Source organism: Streptomyces sp. NPDC001348 (assembly GCF_053597535.1).
In genome coordinates, this window is the sequence record NZ_JBSFIK010000007.1 from 48,831 (window position 1) to 74,105 (window position 25,275).

General features: G+C 71.4%; 18 protein-coding genes and 1 other RNA gene. 9 read left to right on the plus strand and 10 right to left on the minus strand.

Translation table 11 applies throughout. From position 1 onward, the window contains the following. Nucleotides 1-59: 59 nt before the first annotated feature. The 5 genes from ACWC21_RS09770 to ACWC21_RS09790 form a co-directional block, all read right to left on the minus strand. On the minus strand, nucleotides 60-2,321 hold the full coding sequence (locus tag ACWC21_RS09770) for a bifunctional glycosyltransferase/CDP-glycerol:glycerophosphate glycerophosphotransferase (protein WP_450879916.1): 2,262 nt from the start codon (nucleotides 2,319-2,321) through the stop codon (nucleotides 60-62). Between the two features lie 159 nt (nucleotides 2,322-2,480). Further along, the gene (locus ACWC21_RS09775; protein WP_450879918.1) at nucleotides 2,481-3,389 is read right to left on the minus strand and encodes a carbohydrate ABC transporter permease; all 909 of its coding nucleotides are present in this window, start codon (nucleotides 3,387-3,389) and stop codon (nucleotides 2,481-2,483) included. Between the two features lie 282 nt (nucleotides 3,390-3,671). After that, on the minus strand, nucleotides 3,672-5,015 hold the full coding sequence (locus ACWC21_RS09780) for a carbohydrate ABC transporter permease (protein ID WP_450879920.1): 1,344 nt from the start codon (nucleotides 5,013-5,015) through the stop codon (nucleotides 3,672-3,674). Nucleotides 5,016-5,022: 7 nt separating this feature from the next. Continuing rightward, nucleotides 5,023-6,402, minus strand: a complete 1,380-nt coding sequence (locus ACWC21_RS09785) for an ABC transporter substrate-binding protein (RefSeq protein ID WP_450879922.1) — start codon at nucleotides 6,400-6,402, stop codon at nucleotides 5,023-5,025. Nucleotides 6,403-6,544: 142 nt separating this feature from the next. Then, complete coding sequence (locus ACWC21_RS09790) at nucleotides 6,545-9,928, minus strand: FHA domain-containing protein (RefSeq protein ID WP_450879924.1); 3,384 nt, start codon at nucleotides 9,926-9,928, stop codon at nucleotides 6,545-6,547. A gap of 330 nt (nucleotides 9,929-10,258) precedes the next feature. Between ACWC21_RS09790 and ACWC21_RS09795 the strand changes: the two genes are divergently transcribed. The 4 genes from ACWC21_RS09795 (at nucleotide 10,259) to ACWC21_RS09810 (ending at nucleotide 15,464) form a co-directional block, all read left to right on the plus strand. Then, nucleotides 10,259-11,938 carry a serine/threonine-protein kinase gene (locus tag ACWC21_RS09795; RefSeq protein ID WP_450879926.1) on the plus strand — a complete coding sequence of 560 codons (1,680 nt, stop codon included), beginning with the start codon at nucleotides 10,259-10,261 and terminating at the stop codon, nucleotides 11,936-11,938. Between the two features lie 124 nt (nucleotides 11,939-12,062). Next, nucleotides 12,063-13,301, plus strand: a complete 1,239-nt coding sequence (locus ACWC21_RS09800) for a serine/threonine-protein kinase (protein WP_450879928.1) — start codon at nucleotides 12,063-12,065, stop codon at nucleotides 13,299-13,301. Between the two features lie 114 nt (nucleotides 13,302-13,415). Further along, nucleotides 13,416-14,522: a peptide chain release factor 2 gene (gene prfB, locus ACWC21_RS09805; RefSeq protein WP_450879930.1), complete on the plus strand. Its 1,107-nt coding sequence runs from the start codon at nucleotides 13,416-13,418 to the stop codon at nucleotides 14,520-14,522. Between the two features lie 297 nt (nucleotides 14,523-14,819). Further along, nucleotides 14,820-15,464, plus strand: coding sequence for a hypothetical protein (locus tag ACWC21_RS09810; RefSeq protein ID WP_450879932.1), 645 nt, complete (start codon nucleotides 14,820-14,822; stop codon nucleotides 15,462-15,464). A gap of 91 nt (nucleotides 15,465-15,555) precedes the next feature. Here ACWC21_RS09810 and ACWC21_RS09815 read toward each other — a convergent pair whose 3' ends face one another. Continuing rightward, nucleotides 15,556-15,747 (minus strand): hypothetical protein, encoded by a 192-nt coding sequence (locus tag ACWC21_RS09815; protein ID WP_235452640.1) that lies wholly within the window; start codon nucleotides 15,745-15,747, stop codon nucleotides 15,556-15,558. A gap of 247 nt (nucleotides 15,748-15,994) precedes the next feature. Here ACWC21_RS09815 and ftsE point away from each other — a divergent pair, with 247 nt between their 5' ends. The 5 genes from ftsE to ssrA all read left to right on the plus strand — a co-directional run bounded on the left by ftsE (nucleotide 15,995) and on the right by ssrA (nucleotide 19,998). Next, entirely contained in the window at nucleotides 15,995-16,684 is a 690-nt protein-coding gene (ftsE, locus tag ACWC21_RS09820) for a cell division ATP-binding protein FtsE (protein WP_355897322.1), read from the plus strand. 45 nt (nucleotides 16,685-16,729) lie between these two features. Continuing rightward, nucleotides 16,730-17,647: a permease-like cell division protein FtsX gene (gene ftsX / locus ACWC21_RS09825; protein ID WP_450879934.1), complete on the plus strand. Its 918-nt coding sequence runs from the start codon at nucleotides 16,730-16,732 to the stop codon at nucleotides 17,645-17,647. 67 nt (nucleotides 17,648-17,714) lie between these two features. Beyond that, the gene (locus ACWC21_RS09830) at nucleotides 17,715-18,893 is read left to right on the plus strand and encodes a S41 family peptidase (protein WP_450879936.1); all 1,179 of its coding nucleotides are present in this window, start codon (nucleotides 17,715-17,717) and stop codon (nucleotides 18,891-18,893) included. Nucleotides 18,894-18,951: 58 nt separating this feature from the next. Then, nucleotides 18,952-19,482, plus strand: coding sequence for an SsrA-binding protein SmpB (gene smpB, locus ACWC21_RS09835; RefSeq protein ID WP_450880219.1), 531 nt, complete (start codon nucleotides 18,952-18,954; stop codon nucleotides 19,480-19,482). A gap of 130 nt (nucleotides 19,483-19,612) precedes the next feature. Beyond that, nucleotides 19,613-19,998: a transfer-messenger RNA gene (gene ssrA, locus ACWC21_RS09840) on the plus strand. Between the two features lie 183 nt (nucleotides 19,999-20,181). Here the strand turns inward: ssrA and aac(3) are convergent. The 4 genes from aac(3) to ACWC21_RS09860 all read right to left on the minus strand — a co-directional run bounded on the left by aac(3) (nucleotide 20,182) and on the right by ACWC21_RS09860 (nucleotide 25,260). After that, the gene (aac(3), locus tag ACWC21_RS09845) at nucleotides 20,182-21,030 is read right to left on the minus strand and encodes an aminoglycoside 3-N-acetyltransferase (RefSeq protein WP_450879938.1); all 849 of its coding nucleotides are present in this window, start codon (nucleotides 21,028-21,030) and stop codon (nucleotides 20,182-20,184) included. A 133-nt stretch (nucleotides 21,031-21,163) separates the two neighbouring features. Beyond that, on the minus strand, nucleotides 21,164-22,174 hold the full coding sequence (locus ACWC21_RS09850) for a LacI family DNA-binding transcriptional regulator (protein ID WP_450879940.1): 1,011 nt from the start codon (nucleotides 22,172-22,174) through the stop codon (nucleotides 21,164-21,166). Further along, nucleotides 22,174-24,423: an alpha-xylosidase gene (gene yicI / locus ACWC21_RS09855; protein ID WP_450879942.1), complete on the minus strand. Its 2,250-nt coding sequence runs from the start codon at nucleotides 24,421-24,423 to the stop codon at nucleotides 22,174-22,176. The genes ACWC21_RS09850 and yicI overlap by 1 nt, the downstream gene beginning before the upstream one ends. 12 nt (nucleotides 24,424-24,435) lie before the next feature. After that, on the minus strand, nucleotides 24,436-25,260 hold the full coding sequence (locus ACWC21_RS09860) for a carbohydrate ABC transporter permease (protein WP_450879944.1): 825 nt from the start codon (nucleotides 25,258-25,260) through the stop codon (nucleotides 24,436-24,438). Between the last annotated feature and the right edge of the window lie 15 nt (nucleotides 25,261-25,275).

Genomic DNA, 25,275 nt, shown 5'->3' on the forward strand with positions numbered 1-25,275 from the left:
GACGGAGTGGGCCGCGAGGTGCTGCGGGGCATGGGAACTCCCGGAAGGGCAAACGGTGTTCAGCGGCTATCGGTGACGGGGAGGAAGCCGGAAGGTTGCGACACGGTGGCGAGCGGGGAGCGCGCGAGCCCCGACGCCGCCGACGGCACCGGGTGCCGGGCCTGCAACGGCACGACCCCCGGCAGGCCCGCCGGCTCGTCCAGCACGACGTGCCGGACGACCCGCTCCGCGGCGCGTCCGTCGTCGTGCGGGCAGAAACGCTCCCGGAACTCGGTGCGCAGCTGGGTGGAGCGGGAGCCGCGCCAGTGGCCGGTGGCGAAGATGTCGATCAGCTCGTCCTCGCTGCGCGCGACCGCGCCGGGCGGGAAGGACCGCAGGTCGAAGTAGGTGCCGCGGGCCGCGTCGTACGCCTCCCAGTCCTCGGTGTGCACGACGATCGGGCGGTCCAGGTTGGCGTAGTCGAACATGATCGACGCGTAGTCGGTGAGCAGTACGTCCGAGGCGAGGCAGAGCTGCTCGGTACTCGGGTGGTCGCCGACGTCGATGATCCGGCCGCTCTCACCCGGTCGGCCCGCGTCCCGGTGGGGGGTGCGGGCCAGGATCACGTGGCGGGGGCCCAGCCGGCGCAGGATCCGTTCCAGGTCGAGGACGGGGTGCTGGGTGCGGCGGTAGTCGCGGTGGGCGGGGGCGTACAGGATCGCGACGGACCCGTGCGGGACGCCGAGGGACTCGCGCAGCCGGGTCACGTCCGCGGTGGTGGCCCGCTGGAAGACGTCGTTGCGCGGCCGGCCGTACTCCAGGGTGGTGTAGCGGCCGGGGAGGACGCGCTCCCGGGTGAGGGTGGTGTGGCGGTTGGCGGACAGGACGTAGTCCCACTTGTCGACCTCCTCGAGGAGTTCCTCGAAGTCGGTGTCCCGGGCGGCCGCCGGGCGCTCCTGGAGGTCGAGGCCCATGTGCCCCAACGGGGTGCCCTGCTGGGTCTGTACGAACACCTGGCCCCGGCGCTTGACCAGGCGCCGGTCGAAGGCGGCGTCGGTGACCAGGTACTTGGAGCGGGCCAGTGCGGTCCAGTAGGCGGCGGTGCCGGGGCGCACCCGGCGCGGGCCGGGCGGGACCGTGTGCTGGTACTCGGGGCGGGTGATCCAGGCGGTGCGGATGTGCGGTGCGTGTGTGCGGAACGCGGCCTCCAGCGCGCCCGGGTCGCCTCCGTGGCCGCGGCCGTGGTGGGCGGCGAACAGCGCGCGGTCGGCGCGCAGCGGGAGGCGGAGCTGGATCCGGTAGTGCAGCAGGAGCGCGGCGTCCCGCACGGCGCGCGCCGGCTTGGCGGCGAGCCTGCCCGTGCGACGGCACCCGGCCCCCGTGAGCCGGAGGGCGCGGTAGGTGCGGTGCAGGCCGAGGCGGAGCAGTGCGTGGCCGAGGCGGGCACGCAGGGGGGCGGGGGCGCCGGGGGCGTGGTGGCGGCGGAGCCGGGCGCGGGCCAGACGCAGGAACTCGGAGCGGGTGCCGCGGGGGAGCCGGTCCCGGCGGGTGAACACCGCCGCGAAGTGGTCGGCCATGCGGCGGTACAGCAACGGCCGCCACCGGGCGAGTTCCGGCCGCTCCTCGACGTACGCGAACACCCGGTCGTACTGCTCGAAGACGTCGAAGTGCCTGCGGCTGGTGGTGCGCAGGATGCTGCCCTGTCGGCGCTGCCGGTAGTGCACGCACACCCGGTCGAGCGTGGCGATCGACCCGGCCGACATCAGCACCGGGAACGTCCAGGGGGTGTCCTCGTAGTAGCCCGGCGGGAAGCGGAAGCCCGCGCGCTCGACGAACTCCCGCCGGCAGGCCTTGTTCCAGGCCACCATCAGCACCTTCAGCAGCCCCGGGCGGTCCTCCAGACGGAAGGGCGCCGGGCCCTCCTCGGCCAGCTCGGAGGCGACGTTGTTGCGGACCGCCTCACCCGTCCAGAACGTACGCGCGTAGTCGTAGACCAGGACGTCCGGGTCGCCGGTCTCCTTGATCCGGTCGGCGATCGCCCGCAGCGCACCCGGGGTGAGGGTGTCGTCGCCGTCCAGGAAGACCAGGTAGTCGCCCACGGCCCGCTCGATGCCGGCGTTGCGCGCGCGGCCCAGGCCCTGGTTCTCCGGCAGGTGCACCGCCCGCACGCGGGGATCCCGGGTCGCGTACTCGTCGATGATCTCCCCGCAGGCGTCCGGCGAGCGGTCGTCCACGGCGATCAGTTCGAGATCGGGGCACGACTGCGAGAGCACCGAGTCCAGGCACTCGGACAGGTACGCCTGGACCTTGTACGCGGGGACAATGACACTGAACCTGGGCAAGGGGCATCCATCGGTCGGTCGGCGCGGACGTTGTGGCCGGGAACGGCCGATGGAGTGATTTGGTTACGGTTCGTACGGCATGTGGGGGACATCCGGGCGAATGCGAAGGGGTGGGCCCGGGTCCCGGCCCACCCCCTGCGAACAGCGCCGCGGCGGCGCCTACTTGACCGCGCCCGCCATCACGCCCGTCACGAACTGCCGCTGGAAGGCGAAGAACACGGCCAGCGGGATCACCATGGAGATGAACGCGCCGGGTGCCAGGACGTCGATGTTGTTGCCGAACTGGCGTACCTGGGTCTGCAGCGCGACCGTGATCGGCTGGCTGCCCGACTTCGTGAACACCAGCGCGACCAGCATGTCGTTCCACACCCACAGGAACTGGAAGATGCCCAGACTGGCGATGGCCGGCCCGCCCAGCGGCATCACCACCCGGGCGAACAGGCGCAGTTCACCGGCGCCGTCCAGTCGCGCCGCCTCCAGCAGTTCGCGGGGGATCTCCGCGAAGAAGTTCCGCAGCAGGAACACCGCGAAGGGCAGACCGAAGCCCACGTGGAACAGCACCACCCCGAGGATGGTCCCGAACAGGCCGATCTTGCCGAACAGTTCCGCGATCGGGATCAGCGCCACCTGCACCGGCACGACCAGCAGGCCGACGACGCCCAGGAACCACCAGTCGCGGCCCGGGAACTCCATCCACGCAAAGGCGTACCCGGCGAGGGAGCCGATGACCACGACCAGGACGGTCGCCGGGACCGTGATCAGGACGGTGTTCCACAGGGAGCTGGTGATGTCGCTGTTCTCCAGCAGCTTCTGGTAGCTGTCGAAGGTGAGCTGCGACGGCTTGCTGAACACGTGCCACCAGCCGGACGCGCTCATGTCCTCCGGTGCGCGCAGCGAGGAGACGAGCAGACCGATGGTGGGCACCAGCCAGAACAGGCCGACGACGATGAGGAAGACCCGGACCAGTCCGCCGCCGAGCTTCTCCACGACCCTGGACCCCAGCGACTGCCTGGCCTTCACGCTCTCCACGGGCGCCGTCTTGCCGAGACTCCCGGCGTGCGTGGTCATCGCCGCACCTCCCGCCGCAGCCGACGAATGTTGCTGTGTCTTCCCGGGGGGCGACCCCCGGACCCCCGGCAGATGCACGGCCGACGCGTCGTCATCGTCTGACCTCCCGCCGCAGCCGACGAATGTTGCTGTGTCTTCCCGGGGGGCGCCCCCCCGGACCCCCGGCAGATGCACGGCCGACGCGTCGTCATCGTCTGACCTCCCGCCGCAGCCGACGAATGTTGCTGTGTCTTCCCGGGGGGCGACCCCCGGACCCCCGGCAGATGCACGGCCGACGCGTCGTCATCGTCTGACCTCCCGCCGCAGCCGACGAATGTTGAACAGCATCACCGGGATCACCAGCAGCAGCAGGAACACCGCGATGGCGCTGGCGATGCCCGGCTGGCTCTCGGCGAAGCCCTTGCGGTACAGCTCCAGGGCGAGCACGTTCGCGTCGTCCTGGGAGGAGCCCGGCGCGATGATGAAGACCAGGTCGAAGACCTTCAGCACGTTGATCATCAGGGTGACGACGACGACCGCGAGGACCGGGGCGAGCAGCGGCACGGTGACCTTGCGGAACACCTGCCACTCGTTGGCCCCGTCGACGCGCGCCGCCTCCAGCAGTTCCCGGGGCACGCCCGCGAGCCCGGCCGCGATCAGCACCATCGCGAAGCCCGCCCACATCCAGACGTACGACCCGATGATGGCCGGGGTGACCAGTGACGGGCCGAGCCAGTCGACGCCGTTGTACGGCTCCTTGAAGTTGCTCGCGGGCAGCCGCAGTTGCGCCCCGTCCGCCTTCCCGGGCAGCGAGAACGTACCGTCGTCGGCGGCCTTGGTGGAGGCCACCACCTCGCCGCCCTTGACCGCCTCGATCCGCATTCCCGCATAGCCGAGTTCGGACGGGTCGGGGGCGCCCAGCCTGCCGACCCCCTTGCCGCGGGTGAAGTCCTGCCAGGTCGTGCCGGTGACCTTCCCCGGCTCGGACTTCGCCGCCACCGCCTTCTTCGCGCCGTCCGGCATCTGGTCGGGGGCCACACCGACCAGCGGCAGGGTGACGACCTGGCCGGCGTGCACGGGCGCCGAGGTGATGAAACCGCCGCCGTCGGGCTTGAGCGGCGACTCGCGGCCCGGGTGCGCCTTCGGGAACGCCGACGACTGGGCGAAGGTGTCGTGGACGCCGACCCACACCGCGTTGGCGACGCCCTTGTCCGGGTCCTGGTCGTACACCAGCCGGAAGATGATCCCCGCCGCCAGCATCGAGATCGCCATCGGCATGAAGACGACCAGCTTGAACGCCGTGCCCCAGCGCACCCGTTCGGTCAGCACCGCGAAGATCAGGCCCAGCGCGGTGGAGACCGTCGGCGCGAACACCACCCAGATGATGTTGTTCTTCAGGGCGGTGCGGATGCCGTCGTCGGTGAACAGCGCCTTGTAGTTGTCGACTCCGGCGAACCCGTCACCGTTCGCGTTGTAGAAGCTGCGGATGAGCGAGTACCCGATCGGGTAGACCACGAGCGCGCCGAGCAGCACCAGGGCGGGCAGCAGGAACAGGGCTGCCACGGTTGTGCGGGTGCCGGTCACGCTCTTGCGGCTCTTCGGTGCGGCGGGGCCCGGTGGGGCCCCCGCCGCCGCTGCCGACGCCATGGCCGGATCAGCTCCCGTTCCCGTACGCGGCCGCCGCGTCCTTCTCCAGCTTCGCCTGCGTGCCCGCGACGTCCTTCGGGTTCGTCAGGAAGTCCTGCAGGTCCTTCCACTCGCCCTTGCCGGGAGTGCCGCCGAAGGCCTGCGGGGCCTGGTCGGACATGTCGAAGCGGAAGTCGTCACCCGCGGCGATCAGCGCCTTGGCGATCGTCTGCTGCACCGTGTTCGGGTACGCCGAGTCCGGCACGTTCTTGTTCGGGGACAGATAGCCGCCGAGCTTCGCCTGGATCGTCGCCGCGTCCGGGGAGGCGAGGAAGGTGACCAGCGCCTGGGCCGCCTTGGAGTCCTTCAGGACGACGGCCGCGTCACCGCCGGAGACCACCGGCGCGGTGGAGCCCACCGCGGGGAAGGGGAACACCTTCGCGTCCGTGCCCACCTTCGCCTTGGTGTCACCGATGTTGACCTGCGCGAAGTCGCCCTCGTAGACCATGGCCGCCTTCGGCTGGTCGCCGCCGGTGAACGTCTGGGTGACGGATTCCGGGAACTCGGTCTGCAGGGCGCCCTTCGCGCCGCCCGCGACGTAGTCCTTCTTGCCCCAGATCTGTGCGAGCGTGGTGAGCGCCTGCTTCACCGAGGGGTCGGTCCACTTGATCTTGTGCTGGGCGAGCTGGTCGTACTTCTCCGGGCCCGCCTGGGACAGGTACACGTTCTCGAACCAGTCGGTGAGCGTCCAGCCGTCGGCGCCGCCGACGGAGAACGGGGTGACACCGGAGTCGTACACCGCCTGCGCCGCCTTCAGCAGCTCCTGCCAGTTCTTCGGCTCCTTGGCGCCCGCACCCTCGAACGCCTTGGCGTTGTACCAGACCAGCGACTTGTTGGCGGCCTTGTAGTAGACGCCGTACTGCTTGCCGTCGACCTTGCCGATGTCCTGCCAGCCCTGCGAGTAGTTCTTCTGCAGTTCCTTGACCGCGTCCGTGCCGAGCGGCTTCGCCCACTTCTTGTCCACGGCCTGCTTGATGGCGCCGGGCTGCGGCAGCATCGCGACGTCCGGCGGCTGACCACCGGCGATCTTCGAACCGAGGAAGTTGATGATCGGGTCCTGGGCCGGTACGAACGTGACCTTGGCGCCCGTGCGCTTCTCGAACTCCGCGAGGACCTTCTTGAAGTTCTTCTGCTCGGTACCCGTCCAGACCGCGGCGATCTCCAGGTTCGCGCCGTTCAGCTTCGGGAGGGAGACGGTGGAGCCGCTTTCGCTGGCACCGCTGCTGCCGCCGTCGTCCTTCTTGTCGTCGCTGCCGCTGCAGGCGGTGAGCGCCAGGGCTCCCGCCAGTAACGTGGCGATGGTCGCGACGGCCCTGTTTGTCCGGATGGTGTTGCTTTTGCTACGCATCACTGCCCCGTTCTTCGTTCTTCGTTGAACGTATGAGCACTGTCCCGTGACGTCCGGTCTACGCCGGGTGACTTGACGCCTGCAAGAGCGCCTGCCGTGCCGACCGGGAGATCGTGACCGGCTCGTGATTACGCCCTGGCACCTACAGGAGGGACGGCACTTCCGCGGCCGCCACTTCCCGTGCCGCCCGCTCCACCGCGCTGGCGAGCAGGGCCAGGTCCGTCGGGCCGTTGCCCAGTTCACGGACCGGACGACGGGTCGGCGGGTCGCCCATGCGGTGCCAGTCCAGGGGGACGACCGTCGGGCGCTGGGTGGCGGTGCGCGGTATACGGCCGGTCACGCGGCCCCCCTGGAAGGGGGTTATGTGCCCGTCGGCGCGGGCGAGGCGCCCGCGCCCGGGCGCCGGCTCGTCCGGTCCGGAGGACGGTGCGTCGAGGGTGACGCGGAGGGTGGCCCGGCGGGCCGGTTCCGTCTCCGCGGTACGGCCGCCGGGGCCGGTCGCGGCCACCAGGTGGACGCCGAGCCGCTCGCCCTCCTTGGCCACCGCCTCCAGCGCGCGTATCACCGATCCGGCGGCGGGCCGGCCCGGTGAACCGAGTGCGGGGGAGACCAGCGCGTCGAGGTCGTCCACGACCACCACCAGCCGGGGCAGCGGCGGTGCCGCCTCCGCCTGCCGCCGGGAGGCCGCTCCCGGCCGCAGCCGCACGGTCGAACTCGGCGGTGTCTCGAGGTCCCCGGCCCCGCCGGTGCCGGACGCACCTGTCCCGGACGAGCCGGTCCCGGACCCGCCGGGCCGTCCGGCGGGCGTGCGCTGCGCGACGATCCGGCCGGACACCTCGCGGTGGGTGTGCCACTCGGTGAAGTCGACCCGCCCCAGCAGTTCGGCCCGCCGTTTCAGCTCGGCGCTCAAGGACTGGGCGAACTCCCGCATGCGGACCGGGTCGTTGACCGTGAGATGGGTGGTGACGTGCGGTATTTCGGTGCACGCCCGCAGGCCCTCGCCGTGTGCGGGGCCGGTGCCGACGCCGTCCCGGCCGTCGATCAGGACGACACCGAGGCGGTCGGGCCGCTCCGCGGCGGCGAGCGAGGCGACCACCGCGCGCAGCAGTTCCGTACGGCCGCTGCCGGGCGGTCCCTCGACCAGCAGGTGCGGTCCCTCGGCGACGAGGTCGGCGCAGAGCGGCCCGCGCGGCCCGGCGCCGAGCACCGCCCAGGCCCGCCCGCCGAGCGACTCCGCGTCGTCGGCGGCGTCGGCCCAGCGCGCCATCAGCGAGGCCGGGGTCGCCCTGGCGAGGCCCAGCTCGTCCAGGAGCCGCGCCGACAGCGGCAGCGGTGCCGCCACGCGCGCCTGCCCCTCGCCGATGGTGCCGTCCGTCCTGAGCGGTGCCAGCGCCCGCGCGAACCGCTCCGCCCAGGCCGGGGAGACCGCGTCGACGGCGGCGACCGTGCCGTGGCCCACCGGCCCGGCGGGGGCGGCGGGGGTGTCGGTCCGGGCGACGCGCACCAGCCGGAGGGCGGTGGCGACGTCACCGCTGAGCAGCGCGACGGCCCCGCACGCGCGGAACGTCGGCGTCGCGGCGCACGCCGCCTCGTACGTCTCCGTCACCGGCGAGGCGGGGGAGGCCGGTGCCGTCTCGGCCAGACACACCACGTGGACCCCGGCCCGCGGTCCCTCCAGGGCCAGCCGCGCCACCGACTCCCGCAGGCCGGCGCCCCCGGGGTCGCCGTCCACGACCACCACCGTGTACGGCCCCGGAACGCCGCGGTCCTCCCGGTCCGCCCCGTCCGCGCCGGCGTCGCCGCGCGCCCAGGAGGGGCGCCTGGCGGTGGGGTCGTCCGGCTCGGTGGACCGCGCGGGACGGGGGCGGTCGAACGCGTTCCGGGTCACCGGGTCGTCCACGCGGCGCAGGAGCTCCTCGGTGCGGGCCGCCGCCTGCTCCCGGTCGTAGGCCAGCAGGAGGCGGCAGTCCTGGCCGTGACCGGGCCGTACATGGGGCAGCCAGCCGAGCCAGGACCACTCGGCGGTCCGCTCCTCCAGGGGACGGCCGCGGTCCGGGCTGATCAGGACGATCTCCAGCACGTCGGGGGAGTGCAGCGCGGCCAGCTGGGCCAGCACCGCCCGCGCCAGCCCGGACAGCCGCGCGCGCGGCCCGGCCAGCCCCAGCGCCCCGGCCTCCCGCAGATCGGCGGTCACCGGTACGGCGGGCAGCAGGCCCGAGCCGTCCGGTACGGCCCGGTCGGCGGTGCCGAGCCGGACCGTGAGCGTCTCCGGGTGGCCCGGCCCGCGCTCCCACAGCCGGGGCCCGGGGCCGAGCGCCGTGAGCAGCAGTGCCGCCGGGTCCGGCCAGGTCTCCGGCTGCTGCGCGGTGACACCGGGCGGCGTCGCGGCGGCCTCCCCGGCGCCTCCCTCCACCCCCTCGTATCTCTCGTATTCCTCCTCGTGCGCCCGCGGACCGGTCGCCGGCGGCTCGCCCCGACCGCCGGTCAGCCGCCGCGCCCACGCGCCGAGCCCGCCGCGTCTGCGTACGCCCTGCGGGATGTCGGTGCCGCGCAGCGGGGTGGCCTTGCGGCCGCCTGTGTCGGGGGCCTGTGGGTCCTGGGCGCCGGCGCTGTCCGCCGGGACCTGCGCCGCGAAGGCTCCGGCCACTCCACCGACGCCGAAGGGTCCGGCGTGCGTGTCCCCGCCCTCCCGGCTCTCGATCCGGGGCGCGGGACCCTGCCCCGGCACGACCGGCTCCGTGGGCCCGTGGTCCCGGGCGCCCGGCGCGGCACCGGGGGCTCCCCAGCCGGCCGAGCCGTAGGAATGGTGCGTGCGCCCCGGAAGCGTGTCGCCCACGCGTGTGTGCGCCGCCCCGTCCCCGGGGGCGACCCGGACGCACCCCTCGCCGTCGGGCGTCGTCTCCAGCCGTGCCCCGGGTCCCCCGGACGGAGTCAGCCGCAGCGCCGACTCGCCGATCCGCAGCAGCGCCCCCGCGGAGAGCCGCACCGGCTGCTCGCCCACGCGCGTGCCGTCCAGCGCGGTGCCGTTGGTGGAGCCCAGGTCGGCGACGGAGACGCGGCCGTCGGCGGCGACCGTGACCGCGCAGTGCAGCCGGGAGACGTCGGGGTCGTCCAGCGGGACGTCGGCGTCGGCGGAACGGCCCACGGTGATCTGGCCGCCGTGCAGCAGATGGACGCCGCCCGCGTCCGGACCCGCGACCACGTGCAGCTGGGTCGGGGCGTCGTCGAGCTCGGGGTGCGGTTCCGGCTCGGCGGGAGCGCCGAGGGACAGCACGGCGCCGTCGACCAGCGGGGGCTCGCCCACGGTGGCGCGGCCGGCGTCCAGCCGCTCCGCGCCCGCGTACAGCACGACCGGGGCGCTTCCGGCCTCCCGGCCGCCCTCACCGGCGACCGCCGCGGCCAGCGCCGACGCCACCGCGGCCAGGGCCGTGCCCGCGGGCGCCGTGACCAGCACGTCGCGGCTCGCCGCGCGGCCCCGCTGCGGGGACGGGGCCAGCGGGTCTACGACGGTCAGCCGGATCTGCATCGCCGTCAGCGGTCCCTTCTGCGCGGGCGCGGAGTTCCCCCCACCACACACGAGCACGTCGGCCAGTACTGCAGCATCCTCGCACCTGCCACTGACAACCCGCCCCTCGCCCGGCGTCAAGTGATCTTGATTGGTCAGCTCTGCCCCCAAAAGTGCCTGACCGGTAATGCACCGGCGATCACTTGAGATCGGTCACGTCCGGTCCCGGCAACCTGGAGACCGGGGCGAGCGTCTTTCCTTCGAACGTGCACCGGAAGACTTACGTAGTGCCTCGGGGGGCGGCACTACAGTGGGTCGGAACAGGCAAGCAAGCAGCAGGGAGCGCATGACGTGCGGCCGGTAGGCAGCAAGTACCTGCTCGAGGAGCCGCTCGGACGCGGCGCCACGGGCACCGTCTGGCGAGCCCGCCAGCGTGAGACCGCAGGCGCCGAGGCCGCCGTGCCCGGCCAGCCCGGTGAGACCGTCGCCATCAAGGTCCTCAAGGAGGAGCTGGCGAGCGACCCCGACGTCGTCATGCGGTTCCTCAGGGAGCGGTCCGTCCTGCTCCGGCTCACCCACCCCAACATCGTCCGGGTGCGCGACCTGGTGGTCGAGGGCGATCTGCTCGCCCTCGTCATGGACCTCGTCGAGGGCCCCGACCTGCACCGCTACCTCCGCGAGAACGGGCCCTTCACGCCCGTCGCCGCGGCGCTGATGACCGCGCAGATCGCCGACGCGCTCGGCGCCAGCCACGCCGACGGGGTCGTCCACCGGGACCTGAAACCCGCCAATGTGCTGCTCCAGCAGTACGACGGCCAGCTGCACCCGCTGCTGACCGACTTCGGCATCGCACGCCTGGCGGACTCCCCGGGACTGACCCGCACCCACGAGTTCGTGGGCACGCCCGCGTACGTCGCCCCGGAGAGCGCCGAGGGCCGCCCCCAGACCTCCGCCGTCGACGTCTACGGCGCGGGCATCCTGCTGTACGAGCTGGTCACCGGCCGCCCGCCGTTCTCCGGCGGCAGCGCCCTCGAGGTCCTGCACCAGCACCTGAGCGCCGAACCGCGCCGCCCGTCCACGGTCCCCGACCCCCTCTGGACGGTCATCGAACGCTGCCTGCGCAAGAACCCGGAGGAACGGCCCAGCGCCGAGAACCTCGCGCGCGGCCTGCGCGTCGTCGCCGAAGGCATCGGCGTCCATGCGAACAGCGCGCAGATCGCCGCCGCCGAGGGCGTGGGGGCCCTGCTCGCCCCCGACCCGGCGCCGGCCGCCGTCCCGGGCGTGCCCGGGGCCGCCGACCCCACCCAGGTGCTGCCCACGGGCTCGGCGCAGGGCACTTACGACCCGAACGCGGCGACCAGCTACCTCCCGCACACCGGCGGCCCGCCGGGCGCGGCCGACCCCACCGCCGTACTGCCGAACACCGGCGCAGCGGACCCGACCGCCGTCATGCCGCCGGTGCCGCCCGGCGCCGGGCAGCAGGGGCAGCAGGGCCAGCAGTCGCCGGACCAGCCGCACCCCTGGCAGAACCAGATGCGCGCCGCCCGCGACCGCAACGAGCAGACGCAGGTCCAGTACCTCGACCCGAACGAGGACCCGCTGCGCCGCCGCCCGCAGCGCCAGGTGGCCCGGCCGCAGCAGCAGCCGCGCCAGCCGCAGCAGGGCCGCCCGCAGCAGCCCCAGCCGCGCCAGGCCCGCCAGCGTCAGCAGCAGGGGCCGCCCCCCGGGTACGCCCAGCCGCAGCCGCAGCGGTACGCCCCGCCCGCCCCGGCGGAGCCCAGACGGCCGGCGCGGGAGCCCAGGGAGCCGCGCCGGCGCAGCGCCAACCCGATGAAGATCCCCGGCCTCGGCTGTCTGAAGGGATGCCTGTTCACGCTGGTCATCCTGTTCGTCGCGGGCTGGCTGATCTGGGAACTGAGCCCCCTGCAGGACTGGATCGGGACCGGCAAGAGCTACTGGCAGGAGCTGAGCGATCTGGTCGGCACGGCGACCAAGTGGGTCAAGGACCTCGGGAAGGCCACCGGCAGGTGACCGCGCCGACCGATCGCGAGGTTGGGGATTTGTCGACATCTGACGGGTGATTTCCGTCTCCGCCGTGAAGGTTGGCTCGTCGGACGCGTAGTTTTAACGACAACACGCGTCTGTAGGAGCAGCCTTGGCACGGAAGATCGGCAGCCGGTACACCGCCCACCAGATCCTGGGGCGGGGCAGCGCCGGCACGGTGTGGCTGGGCGAGGGGCCGGACGGCCCCGTCGCCATCAAGCTGCTGCGCGAGGACCTCGCGTCCGACCAGGAACTCGTCGGACGGTTCGTCCAGGAGCGCACGGCGCTGCTCGGCCTGGAGCACCCGCACGTCGTGTCGGTGCGCGACCTGGTCGTCGACGGCAACGACCTCGCGCTGGTCATGGACCTGGTCCGCGGCACGGACCTGCGCACCCGGCTCGAGCGTGAGCGCCGCCTCGCACCCGAGGCGGCGGTGGCGATCGTCGCGGACGTCGCCGACGGGCTGGCGGCGGCGCACGCGGCCGGGGTCGTGCACCGGGACGTGAAGCCGGAGAACGTGCTGCTGGACATGCAGGGCCCGCTCGGCCCCGGCGGCGCGCACCCGGCGCTGCTGACGGACTTCGGCGTGGCCAAGCTGATCGACTCGCCCAGGCGGACCCGGGCCACGAAGATCATCGGCACCCCGGACTACCTGGCCCCGGAGATCGTGGAGGGCCTGCCGCCGCGCGCCTCGGTCGACATCTACGCCCTGGCCACCGTGCTGTACGAGCTGCTGGCCGGCTTCACCCCCTTCGGGGGCGGGCACCCGGGGGCGGTGCTGCGGCGGCACGTGACCGAGACGGTCGTACCCCTGCCCGGCATCCCCGAGGAGCTGTGGCAGCTGCTCGTGCAGTGCCTGGCCAAGGCACCGGCCTCGCGCCTGCGGGCGTCGGAGCTGGCGGCCCGGCTGCGGGAGCAGCTGCCGGTGCTGGCCGGGATGCCGCCGCTGGAGGTGGACGAGCCGGACACGGAGCTCTCCGAGGAGACGGCGGCCGAGGAGCCGGCGTCCCCGGCGTCGCCCGGGGGTGAGCCGGTGCGGCGGCGTGGGGCGGTGTCCCTGGTGCCGGGGACCAAGCCGGACTCCAACCGGGACACGCACACCTCGATGCGCGTACCGGGGCCGGACGAGCTGGCCGGAGGTGCGCGGGGCACCGCACGGGTTCCCCGGGCCTCCGGAGCGCCCCGCCCGGGCTCGGCACGGCACCGGGCGGCGGCGCGGCGGCGCAGGATCACCCTCGGGGTGGCCGCGGCCGTGCTCGCGGCCGCCCTCGGGGTCGGCACGTGGCTGGCGACGTCCGGCGACGACTCCGAGACGTCCCCGCAGGACACGCACACCTCTTCGACGCCGTGAGGCGGACGGGCCGGAGCGGGAGCCCGGGCGCGGCAGTCCCCGGAGCGCGTCCGCACCGGCCCCCAAGGCCCCTTTCGGCGGGGGATGCCCGAGGGAACCGTTAGTCTGGATGGCGTGGCAGTCGTCGATGTATCCGAAGAGCTCAAGTCCCTCTCCTCGACCATGGAGTCGATCGAGGCCGTTCTGGACCTCGACAAGCTGAGGGCAGACATCGCCGTGCTCGAGGAGCAGGCGGCCGCGCCGTCCCTGTGGGACAACCCGGACGAGGCGCAGAAGATCACCAGCCGGCTCTCCCACCTCCAGGCCGAGGTCAGGAAGACGGAGGCGCTGCGCGGACGGATCGACGATCTCGCCGTGCTCTTCGAGATGGCCGAGGAGGAGGACGACCCGGACACCCGTGCCGAGGCCGAGTCCGAGCTCGCCGCCGTGCGCAAGGCGCTCGACGAGATGGAGGTCCGCACGCTGCTGTCCGGCGAGTACGACTCCCGGGAGGCGCTGGTGAACATCCGCGCCGAGGCCGGCGGCGTCGACGCCGCCGACTTCGCGGAGAAGCTCCAGCGCATGTACCTGCGGTGGGCCGAGCAGCACGGCTACAAGACCGAGGTGTACGAGACCTCGTACGCGGAGGAGGCGGGCATCAAGTCCACCACCTTCGCGGTACAGGTCCCCTACGCCTACGGCACCCTCTCCGTCGAGCAGGGCACGCACCGGCTGGTCCGCATCTCGCCCTACGACAACCAGGGGCGCCGCCAGACCTCCTTCGCGGGTGTGGAGGTCCTGCCCGTCGTCGAGCAGTCCGACCACGTCGAGATCGACGAGAGCGAGCTGCGGATCGACGTCTACCGGTCCTCCGGTCCCGGTGGTCAGGGCGTCAACACCACCGACTCCGCCGTCCGTATCACGCACCTCCCCACGGGCATCGTCGTCTCCTGCCAGAACGAGCGGTCGCAGATCCAGAACAAGGCCACCGCCATGAACGTCCTGCAGGCCAAGCTGCTCGAGCGGCGCCGGCAGGAGGAGCAGGCCAAGATGGACGCCCTGAAGGGCGACGGCGGCAACTCCTGGGGCAACCAGATGCGGTCGTACGTGCTGCACCCGTACCAGATGGTCAAGGACCTGCGCACGGAGCACGAGGTGGGCAACCCGGAGGCCGTGTTCAACGGTGAGATCGACGGGTTCCTCGAGGCCGGTATTCGCTGGCGCAAGCAGCAAGAGAAGTGACTTTGTCGACTTGACAACTGCCGCCCCTAAGGCGGCAGTTGCTGTTTTGTCTGGGTTTTACATCACACTCACACGCATCAACTCCCGGCATACGCGCCACCATCGGACATTGCGCGCGCAACGGCCTTGACGTTGCTTTGAAAAATGGGAAGGGTGAGCGTGGCATGCGTATCTGAGGTGTGCATGTGAACCGGGGGCCTCAGGCGGTGACTTGAACTCCGCCGGCTTCCCCCGTCGATCACGGCCGACCCCGAACGCCGCCCTTTGACACAACAGCTACTGGGGGTAGCAAACCATATGACGAAGAAGACGCGGATCCGGATCGCGCGGATAGCCGCCGGTGCTGTGATCGCCGCGGGCGCCTCGCTGACCGCCGCGGGTGTCGCCTCCGCCACGGAGTCGGACTGCACGCTCGGCATCCTGTGCGCCGACGACGGGCCGGCGCCGGGTCCTGGCGACCCGAGCGGCTCGACCGACCCGACCGACCCGTCGGTCCCGCCGAGCACGATTCCCGGCGACCCGTCGGTCCCGCCCACCGACGAGCCCACGGACCCGACGGAGATCCCGACCGAGCCCACCGAGGACCCGGCGACGTCCCAGCCCCCCGCCACCTCCGAGCCCACGCAGGGCGGCGGCGGTCACCACGGCAACGGCGGCGGCCACGGGAACGGCCAGGGGCACGGCGGCGGCAACAAGGCCAACCCCGACGGCGGCGGCTCCGGCACCTCCGCCCAGGACGCGGGCACCTCCGCCCTCACCGACACCGGCTCGGACGCCACCCCCTCCGGCACCCAGGCCCAGGGCGGCGGCGACCAGCTCGCCGAGACCGGTGCCGGTCAGACCGCGTTCCTGGTCATCGGTGCCGCCACCATGATCGCCGGCGGCATCGGCTTCCGTGTCCTCCCGCGTCTCGTGGGCGGTCGCGGCGGCGCGGCTGCCTGACGGTAGCCGTTCGGGTACCATGCGTGCCCATTGCCTACCTCGAAGGGCCCGGAGCTTGGCGCTCCGGGCCCTTCGGGCGTACTCGCAGTCGTTACGCGGTCTGGTGCGCCAGCAGTGCCACCGCGGCGATCAGCACCGCCAGCAGCGCGATCAGCGCCATCGGGTTCAGCCCCGCGAAGAAGTTCTCCTGCTGGAGTCGCTCGCGGTTGGCACGGCACACGGGGCACCGGCCTTCGTTCACGGGCGCCGCGCAGTTCGCGCACACCAACCGGTCGTACGTCATGCGCTCGCCCTCCTTGCACCGGCCATCATTCGTTCAACGCTTCCGGAACCGAGAACGTTCCCCCTCCACTTTGCCAGGTTCCGGCGATTCCCGCGGGGCCGGAGCGAAGACCCGATGTGCGACCCGGGGAAACGTCACCCGGTACAAAAGCGCACAAGACCCCCACAAAGGCGACCGGCGACTGCGCTTCCATACCCGATTCGCGTATGGTCACGCACATCTACCTCCGGCGACCCGTGGTGCATCCGTGATCCGATTCGACAACGTCTCCAAGGTCTACCCCAAGCAGACCCGCCCCGCACTCAGGGATGTGTCCCTGGAAGTGGAGAAGGGCGAGTTCGTGTTCCTGGTCGGGTCCTCCGGCTCCGGAAAGTCCACCTTCCTGCGGCTGATCCTCCGCGAGGAGCGGTGCAGCCAGGGCCAGGTGCACGTACTGGGCAAGGACCTCGCGCGCCTCTCCAACTGGAAGGTGCCGCAGATGCGGCGCCAGCTGGGGACGGTGTTCCAGGACTTCCGCCTCCTGCCCAACAAGACGGTCGCCGAGAACGTGGCCTTCGCGCAGGAGGTCATCGGCAAGTCCCGCGGCGAGATCCGCAAGTCCGTGCCGCAGGTGCTCGACCTGGTCGGGCTCGGCGGCAAGGAGGACCGGATGCCGGGCGAGCTGTCCGGTGGTGAGCAGCAGCGCGTGGCCATCGCCCGGGCCTTCGTCAACCGGCCCAAGCTGCTGATCGCCGACGAGCCCACCGGCAACCTCGACCCGCAGACCTCCGTCGGCATCATGAAGCTGCTCGACCGGATCAACCGGACGGGTACGACCGTCGTGATGGCCACGCACGACCAGAACATCGTGGACCAGATGCGCAAGCGCGTCATCGAGCTGGAGAAGGGCCGCCTCGTCCGCGACCAGGCACGCGGCGTCTACGGCTACCAGCACTGACGAACCCCAGGGTCCTGGATCCACGGAAAGGCTTGACAAGACGCCATGCGCGCCCAGTTCGTACTCTCGGAGATCGGTGTGGGTCTCCGCCGCAACCTCACCATGACCTTCGCGGTCATCGTCTCCGTCGCCCTCTCCCTGGCCCTGTTCGGCGCTTCGCTGCTGATGAGTGACCAGGTCAGCACGATGAAGGGCTACTGGTACGACAAGGTCAACGTCTCGATCTTCCTCTGCAACAAGAGCGATGCCGAGTCCGACCCCAAGTGCGCCAAGGGTGCGGTCACCGAGGACCAGAAGAAGCAGATCCTCACCGACCTGAAGAAGATGACGGTCGTCGAGAAGGTGACGTACGAGTCCCAGGACGACGCCTACAAGCACTACAAGGAGCAGTTCGGCGACTCCCCGCTGGCCAGTTCGCTCACCCCGGACCAGATGCAGGAGTCGTACCGGATCAAGCTCAAGGACCCGCAGAAGTACCAGGTCGTCGCGACCGCCTTCGACGGGCGTGACGGTGTGCAGTCGGTACAGGACCAAAAGGGCATCCTGGACAACCTGTTCGGATTGCTGAACGGCATGAACTGGGCCGCCCGGATGGTGATGGCGCTGATGCTGGTGGTCGCGCTGATGCTGATCGTCAACACCGTGCGCGTCTCGGCGTTCAGCCGTCGGCGGGAGACCGGCATCATGCGGCTGGTCGGCGCCTCCGGCTTCTACATCCAGGCGCCGTTCATCGCCGAGGCCGCGGTCGCCGGCCTGATCGGCGGCACGGTGGCCTGCGGATTCCTGGTGGTCTCGCGGTACTTCATCATCGACCACGGCCTGGCCCTGTCGCAGAAGCTGAACCTGATCAACTTCATCGGCTGGGACGCCGTGTTGACGAAGCTTCCGCTCATCCTGGCCACGAGCCTGCTGATGCCGTCGCTGGCCGCGTTCTTCGCGTTGCGCAAGTATCTCAAGGTGTGACGCACGTCAAGAGGGCCGTACGCGCAACGGAGCGTACGGCCCTTCGCGTTGTCCTAGACTCACCCGCATGTCGGGCCGCGACCTGTTCTGCCAGCCCCGCCGTTTCGGCCGCGGGGCCGCCCTGACATTGGTCTTCGCGGGCGTGCTGGTCGCCGGCGCCGCCACCGGCTCCCTCCCGGACGGCGACCACCCGGACGCCTCCGGACGGAAGGCCGCGCAGGCGGCCGCCCGCACCGGAACCCGGCACGACGACGTCGAGAAGGCCGCCGCCGACGCCATGGCCGACGGCAAGTCCCCCATGGAGGCCGCCGAACGGGCCGTAAGTCGCAGTGGGGACCGCTGGGGCGCCGTCTACTCCGAGGGTGAGTACGAGGAGTTCCAGGAGGCCCTCGACGGTGAGTACACCGGCGTCGGACTGTGGGCGCGGCGCGAGCGGGACGGGCGGATCGAGGTGACCCGGGTGCGGTCCGGGTCGCCCGCGGCCGCCGCCGGGATCCGCAAGGGCGACCGGCTGCGCAGCGTCGACGGTCACGAGGTCGACGGGCGCCCCGTCACCGAGGTGGTCGCCTTACTGCGCGGTGACGCACAGGACGCCCCGGCGGGCACCACCGTCCGCCTCGGCCTCGAGCGCGGCACGCGCGCGTGGAGCGAGACGCTGCGCCGGGCCCGTCTGTCCACCGACTCCGTCACCGTCCGCAGGCTCCCCGACGGCGTGACCGTCATCCGGGTCGCCGCCTTCACCAGGGGCTCCGGCGACCACGTCCGCACCGCCGTGCGCCGGGCACCGGCCGACGGCGGGATCGTCCTCGACCTGCGCGGCAACTCCGGCGGCCTGGTCACCGAGGCCACCGCCGCCGCCTCCGCCTTCCTCGACGGCGGCCTCGTCGCCACCTACGACGTCGACGGCAAGCAGCGCGCCCTGCACGCCGAGCCCGGCGGCGACACCGCCCGGCCCCTGGTCACGCTGGTCGACGGCGGCACGATGAGCGCGGCCGAGATGCTCACCGGAGCGCTGCAGGACCGGGGCCGCGCGGTCGTCATCGGCTCCCGTACCTTCGGCAAGGGCTCCGTGCAGATGCCGAGCAGGCTGCCCGACGGCTCCGTCGCCGAGCTGACCGTCGGCCACTACCGCACCCCCGCCGGCCGCGCCGTCGACGGCCGGGGCATCACCCCCGACCTCGAGGCCGGGCAGGACGCGCTGCAGCGGGCGGAGACGGTGCTCAGCGGCTTGGGCGACCCGTCGTAAACGGCTTTCCCGGTACCCCCTCCGTAGTGCGAAAATGGACGGCACTATGAGCAAGGGAATGTACGTACCGAAGGAGTCCCAGCCCAAGCAGGGCGGAGGGGCCGCGAAAGCGGCCAAGGACGGCAAGCGCAAGCTCGTCGCGCAGAACAAGAAGGCACGGCACGACTACGCGATCATCGACACCTACGAGGCCGGGCTCGTCCTCACCGGCACCGAGGTGAAGTCGCTGCGCCAGGGGCGTGCCTCGCTGACCGACGGCTTCGTCCAGATCGACGGGAACGAGGCGTGGCTGCACAACGCCCACATTCCCGAGTACAGCCAGGGCACCTGGACCAACCACTCCGTGCGCCGCAGGCGCAAGCTGCTCCTGCACCGCGAGGAGATCGACAAGCTGGAGTCCAAGTCCCAGGAGACGGGTCACACGATCGTGCCCCTCGCCCTGTACTTCAAGGACGGCCGCGCGAAGGCCGAGATCGCCCTCGCGCGAGGCAAGAAGGAGTACGACAAGCGGCAGACCCTGCGCGAGAAGCAGGACCGGCGGGAGTCGGACCGGGCGATCGCGGCGGCGCGGCGCAAGCAGCGGGGCTAGTACCGCACGGTCGGCCGGCCGGGGGAATACGCTGGCACGGACCCGCGTTGGTCACGTACGATGGCATCTGCACCGCACAGCAGGTGCGCGAGTCCCTCCGGTCCTCCGGAGGGGGTTGAAAAATCAACATGGGGATGATCGGTTTCGACAGCGGCTGTCGAAGCAGGGGAAGCGTGTCGAGGAAGCGGCAATGATCTCGTAAACCATATGTCGCAAAAAATAATCGCCAACACCAAGCGCGATTCCTCCTCGTTCGCCCTCGCTGCCTAATTAGCAGCTAGCGAACTCTCATAGGAGTGTCAGCCCGGGGCTGTTCCCGACCCGGATCCTGGCATCAGCTAGGGGACTAAACCTTGATCCCGGTCACGGGGTGAAGAGGGAAACCAAACAGTGACTGAGCCCGTCGGAGACTTGTCCGCGTGATCTCCGGGGCCGAGAAAATCGAAGCGGACTGCACACGGAGAAGCCCTGGTTCCGCACCGTTGGACGCGGGTTCGATTCCCGCCATCTCCACTCATCCCATGTGGGCAAAGGCCCCGTCGCTCTCGGGCGACGGGGCCTTTGCCGTGTATGTCTCCCCAGATCTCACACGATGCCGGACGGGCTCACGGCGCGGCTTTGAAGAACGCGTAGTGCAACTGCGCTTGGCGATGCCGCCAGGACGCTGGGGCCCGAGGCCGGCGGATGCCTCTCTTGCACCTACCTGCCCAGTTTGTCCTCGATCCAGGTGGTGGCGAAGTCGATGACTTCCGCGGCCTCGAACAGATGGCTGTCGGCAGCGCCGACTCTGCCCTGTCGGCCGATTCCTGCGGCGAGCATGGCCCGGACGATGACTTCGAACGGGTCTTTCCCTTCGGGCACCACTGCCGAGTAGTCGAAGGCCCCGTGTTCCGAGTCGATGTCGTGGAAGTGGTGCCAGACCCGTCGGCCCTGCACAAGTATGGGCTGTTCGTAGTCCACGAACCGTTTGCCGGGAGCATCGGCGAGCGCCTCGGCGTGGTGCAACAGCGTCATGGTGTCCAAGGGGGCGCCGAGCAGCAGGACCCGGCCGTTGCGCGCAGTCAGCCTTGCCAGGGGGCTGCCGCGGCCATGGGGATCGTCCCAGGGATGGTCGGCCATCAGCTCGTCCGCCACCGCTCCCAGGGCCGCGAAGCTGGCATCCGGGTGACGGCTGCGGACGGCTCCGGGCCGGCGGCGCAGTGCTTCTGGGAGACGGCCGTTGTTGTGGTCGGCCTCGCTGAGGGTCGGGTCGTAAGCGGGATGTTCCGCGCGAAGGGCGTCCTGCCAGTCCTGCGGCCAGGTGACGAAGTCGTAGGGGGGTGCGTCGTTCCAGCCACAGGTCACCATGAGGGTTCCCCGCGTTCCGACGACGTCGCGTAGGGCGCCGATGACGGTCTGCGGTCCGCCGGCCACGTAGCCGATGGCGGACATGCGGGTGTGGAACATGACGACATCGCCGTCTCCGAGGCCGAGCGCGGCCAGGTCACGGCCGATCCGGCTTCGGGTCACGGGCCCGCCGGAGCGTTTCAGTAAGTCCATTTCGCCCATGGCCACGAACTATCCCTGCGCCACGGACCCTGGGCAACCGCATTGACGCCTGCCGTCGAGGGGGGCGCCCGACCAGTGCCTGCTGAGCTCGGCCCTTTGCCTGGACAAGCGGCCCGGTGCCCTTGGCGACTCCTCACGCAAGCGCCCGAGGCGCCGTGCTGGCCCGTTCCGTCATCCTGGGCGGGAGCAGCGTCGCCCCGGGTACGTCCGACCCGCCCAGCTTCGCCATCAGCAACTCCACCGCCCGTTCACCCAGTTCGGTGGACGGCAGGGTGACCGAGGTGATGGGGACGCGGAGGGAGGCGGCGAGTTCGTCGGGGCAGATGGCGGTGATGGACAGGTCGGCGGGGACACGCAGGCCGAGTTGTTCGAAGGCGTCGATCAGCGGTTCCAGCACCGCCTCGTTGTGGACGACGACCCCGGTCAGCGCGGGGTGTTCGCGCAGCAGTTGCTCGGCGACCCGGCGGGCGGCGTCGGGCTGGGCGTCACAGGGGTGGACGGAGGAGGCGAGGCCATTGCGGGTGGCGGCGGCCGTGAAGCCCTGGACGACCCGCTGGGCGAACCCCGTCCGTCGTACGTACACCTCCGGCGGTGAGCCGATCAGCGCCACCACCCGGTGCCCGAGCCCCGCCAGCCGCTCCACGCACAGTTCCCCGGCCGCCTTGAAGTCCAGGTCGACGCAGGTCAGCCCGTCCGCGTCCAGGGGGAAGCCGATCATCACGGACGGCAGGTCCAGCGATCGCAGCAACGACAGCCGGGGGTCGTGCAGCCCGACGTCCATCACGATGAGCGCGTCGACCAGCGCCGTGTCCGCGACCCGGCGCAGCCCCTCCTCGCCCTCCTCCTGGGTGAGGAGCAGGACGTCGTGGTCGTGCTTGCGGGCGGTGGTGACCACGGACACCGCGAACTGCATGGCGACCGGGACGTGGATGCCGGCCCGTAAGGGCACCACCAGCGCCAGCACGTTCGACCGGCGGCCGGCCAGTGCCCGGGCACCCGCGTGCGGCCGGTACCCCAGCTCCCGGATGGAGGCCTCGATCCGCAGCCGGGTCTCCTCCGAGATCGGGCGCTTGCCGCTCAGCGCGTAGGAGACGGTGCTCGGGGAGACCCCGGCGTGCCGAGCCACATCGGTGATCTTGACCATCAGTCCAGCTCCAGGGTGAGAAAGCCGGTGCCCGCCGCCGCCCGTGCCGTCCGCTCCCCGCAGGCGAGCGCCCACGGCGCCGACGGATCACCGCACGAGGCCCGCAGTGTGTCCCCCTCCCGTACGACGGTGAAGGTGACGCCCCCCACCGGCACCGTCACCTGCGCGCCCCGACGCAGCCCGTACGCCCGCAGGGTCACCCCGTCCGCGTACGCATAGTCGGGCCGGTCGTCCACCGCCCCCACCGGGATCACCGCCCCCGGCCGGACCAGCAGCGGCACGCTGGAGAACCCGTGCCGCTCCCGCACCCAGCGCGGCCCGGTCACCGTCCGCCCGCTCAGGAAGTGGGTCCAGGTGCCCTCGGGCACGTAGTAGGTCACGTCCCCCTCGTCGCTGAACACCGGCGCGACCAGCAGGTCCGGCCCGAGCATGTACTGCCGTTCCAGGTGCGCGCACCCGGGATCGTCCGGGAACTCCAGCACCATCGCCCGCATCATCGGCACGCCCTCGGCATGGGCGGCACGGGCGGCCTCGTGGAGATAGGGCATCAGGCTCAGCTTCAGGCGGGTGAACAGGCGCAGCACGTCGACGGACTCCTCGTCGAACAGCCACGGCACGCGGTACGAGGAGGAGCCGTGCAGGCGGCTGTGCGAGGACAGCAGCCCGAAGGCCAGCCACCGCTTGAACAGCGCGGGCGTCGGTGTGCCCTCGAAGCCGCCGATGTCGTGGCTCCAGTACCCGAACCCGGACAGGCCGAGCGACAGCCCGCCGCGCAGCGACTCGGCCATCGACTCGTACGTGGCCTCGCAGTCGCCGCCCCAGTGCACGGGGAACCGCTGGCTGCCGGCCGTCGCCGAGCGGGCGAAGACGACCGCCTCGCCCTCGCCCCGGTGCTTGCGCAGCACCTCGAAGACGGTGCGGTTGTAGAGGTAGCTGTAGTAGTTGTGCATCCGTTCCGGGTCGGAGCCGTCCGACCAGGCCACGTCGACGGGGACGCGTTCGCCGAAGTCGGTCTTGAAGCAGTCGACGCCCTGGGCGAGCACCGCCTCCAGTTTCGCCGCATACCAGTCGCGGGCCGCGGGACTGGTGAAGTCGACCAGGGCCATGCCCGGCTGCCACAGGTCCCACTGCCACACGCTGCCGTCCGGCCGCCGCAACAGGTGCCCGAGCGCCTTGCCCTCGGCGAACAGCGGGGAGCGCTGGGCGATGTAGGGGTTGATCCAGACGGAGATGCGCAGCCCCTTGTCCTTCAGCCGGGCCAGCATCCCCTCCGGGTCGGGGAACACGCGCGGGTCCCACCGGAAGTCGCACCAGTTGAACTCGCGCATCCAGAAGCAGTCGAAGTGGAAGACGGAGAGGGGGAGTTCACGCTCCCGCATGCCGTCGATGAAGGACGTCACCGTCTCCTCGTCGTACGACGTGGTGAAGGACGTCGACAGCCACAGCCCGAACGACCACGCGGGCGGGAGGGCCGGGCGCCCGGTGAGGGCGGTGTACTTGCGCAGGATGTCCTTCGGGGTGGGGCCGTGGATCACGTAGTACGTCAACTGCTGTGACTCGACGCTGAACTGGACCCGGGACACGGCTTCCGAGCCGACCTCGAAGGACACCTTGCCGGGGTGGTCGACGAAGACGCCGTACCCGGCGTCCGTGAGGTAGAAGGGCACGTTCTTGTAGGCCTGCTCGGTCGCGGTGCCGCCGTCGGCGTTCCAGATGTCGACGACCTGCCCGTTCTTCACCAACGGCCCGAACCGCTCGCCGAGGCCGTACACGCTGGTCCCGACGCCGAGGCCGAGCTGCTCCCGCAGGTAGTGGGCGCCGGACGCGTCCCGCATGATGCCCATGCCCTTGGGGCCGCTGGAGGTGAGGAGGCGGCCGTGGGCGAGGAAGTCGACGTGCCACGGGCCGGTGCGGGCCACCCGGACCGACAGCGCGCCGGAGGTGAGGGTCGCGTGCTCCTCGTCGTACTCGGTGTGGGCTGCGGCCTCCTGCCCGGTGAGCTCGAACTCGGGCCCGCGCGGCTGCTCCCCCTGGAAGTGGGTGAGGGTCACCCCGATGACGTCGGGCATCGGGGTGTGTGCGGTGATCGTCACGACCGGTCCCTTCAGCAGGTCGCCGCGGTGGCGGATCGGCTGGGTCGGCGCGTCTATCTCCAGTGCGCCTTCCGCGGCCGTGACGTCGAGGACCTCCACCGGGTGGGCCGCGGTGACGCCCTCGCGCAGCAGCCAGTAGCCGTCGGTGAACTTCACGCGCGCACCCCTTTACTTGACCGCGCCCACGGCGATGCCGCGGGTGAGCGTCCGCTGGAAGACGAGGAAGAAGACGATCGCGGGCAGCACGCCCAGCAGGGCGGCGGCGTTGGTCATCGTGGCGTCCATCAGGCGCTGGCCCTGCAGGACGCCGAGCGCCACCGACACGGTCTGGTTGTCGTTGGAGATCAGCATCACCAGGGGCAGCAGGAACTCGTTCCAGGTCCAGATGAAGAAGAAGACCAGCAGCACCCCGAGGGTGGGGCGGCTGACCGGGACCACGATCCGCCACAGCACCTGCCACTTGTTCGCACCGTCGATGCGGGCGGCCTCGATGATCTCGCGCGGGAACTGCCCGAGGACCGACGAGAGCAGATACGTGCCGAAGGCCGCCTGGATCACCGTGAACACGATGATCACGCTGAGCCGGGTGTCGTACAGGCCGACCTGCTTGCTCAGGTAGTACACCGGGTAGACCAGAGCCTCCTGCGGCAGCATGTTGGCCAGCACGAAGAAGGCCAGCACCCAGGCGCGGCCCCGGATCCGGCCGATGCCGATCGCGTACGCGTTCAGCACCGACAGCACCGCGGCGAGCACCGCCACAGACCCGCTGATCAGCACCGAGTTGACCAGTTTCCGGCCGTAGTCGACCCGCTGCCAGAAGTCCTTCAGGCCGTCCAGGTAGAGGCCGTCGGGCAGGCTGAGCGGGCCGTGCGCGGAGTACTCGGCCGGTGACTTGACCGCGTTGACGGCCACGATCACGAACGGAACCACCATGAACAGGGCGGCGATGCTCAGGGCCACCAGTACCGGATAGCGGCGCAGGGCGGCGGTCATACGCGGGCCCCTTCC

Excerpts from the sequence above, each read along its gene's own strand:
- ACWC21_RS09790 (WP_450879924.1), bottom strand. The coding sequence starts at position 9,928 with ATGCAGATCCGGCTGACCGTCGTAGACCCGCTGGCCCCGTCCCCGCAG.
- ACWC21_RS09785 (WP_450879922.1), bottom strand. The coding sequence starts at position 6,402 with ATGCGTAGCAAAAGCAACACCATCCGGACAAACAGGGCCGTCGCGACC.
- ftsX (WP_450879934.1), top strand. The coding sequence starts at position 16,730 with ATGCGCGCCCAGTTCGTACTCTCGGAGATCGGTGTGGGTCTCCGCCGC.
- ACWC21_RS09860 (WP_450879944.1), bottom strand. The coding sequence starts at position 25,260 with ATGACCGCCGCCCTGCGCCGCTATCCGGTACTGGTGGCCCTGAGCATC.
- ACWC21_RS09810 (WP_450879932.1), top strand. The coding sequence starts at position 14,820 with ATGACGAAGAAGACGCGGATCCGGATCGCGCGGATAGCCGCCGGTGCT.
- ACWC21_RS09775 (WP_450879918.1), bottom strand. The coding sequence starts at position 3,389 with ATGACCACGCACGCCGGGAGTCTCGGCAAGACGGCGCCCGTGGAGAGC.
- ACWC21_RS09815 (WP_235452640.1), bottom strand. The coding sequence starts at position 15,747 with ATGACGTACGACCGGTTGGTGTGCGCGAACTGCGCGGCGCCCGTGAAC.
- ACWC21_RS09830 (WP_450879936.1), top strand. The coding sequence starts at position 17,715 with ATGTCGGGCCGCGACCTGTTCTGCCAGCCCCGCCGTTTCGGCCGCGGG.
- ACWC21_RS09850 (WP_450879940.1), bottom strand. The coding sequence starts at position 22,174 with ATGGTCAAGATCACCGATGTGGCTCGGCACGCCGGGGTCTCCCCGAGC.
- smpB (WP_450880219.1), top strand. The coding sequence starts at position 18,952 with ATGTACGTACCGAAGGAGTCCCAGCCCAAGCAGGGCGGAGGGGCCGCG.
- ACWC21_RS09780 (WP_450879920.1), bottom strand. The coding sequence starts at position 5,015 with ATGGCGTCGGCAGCGGCGGCGGGGGCCCCACCGGGCCCCGCCGCACCG.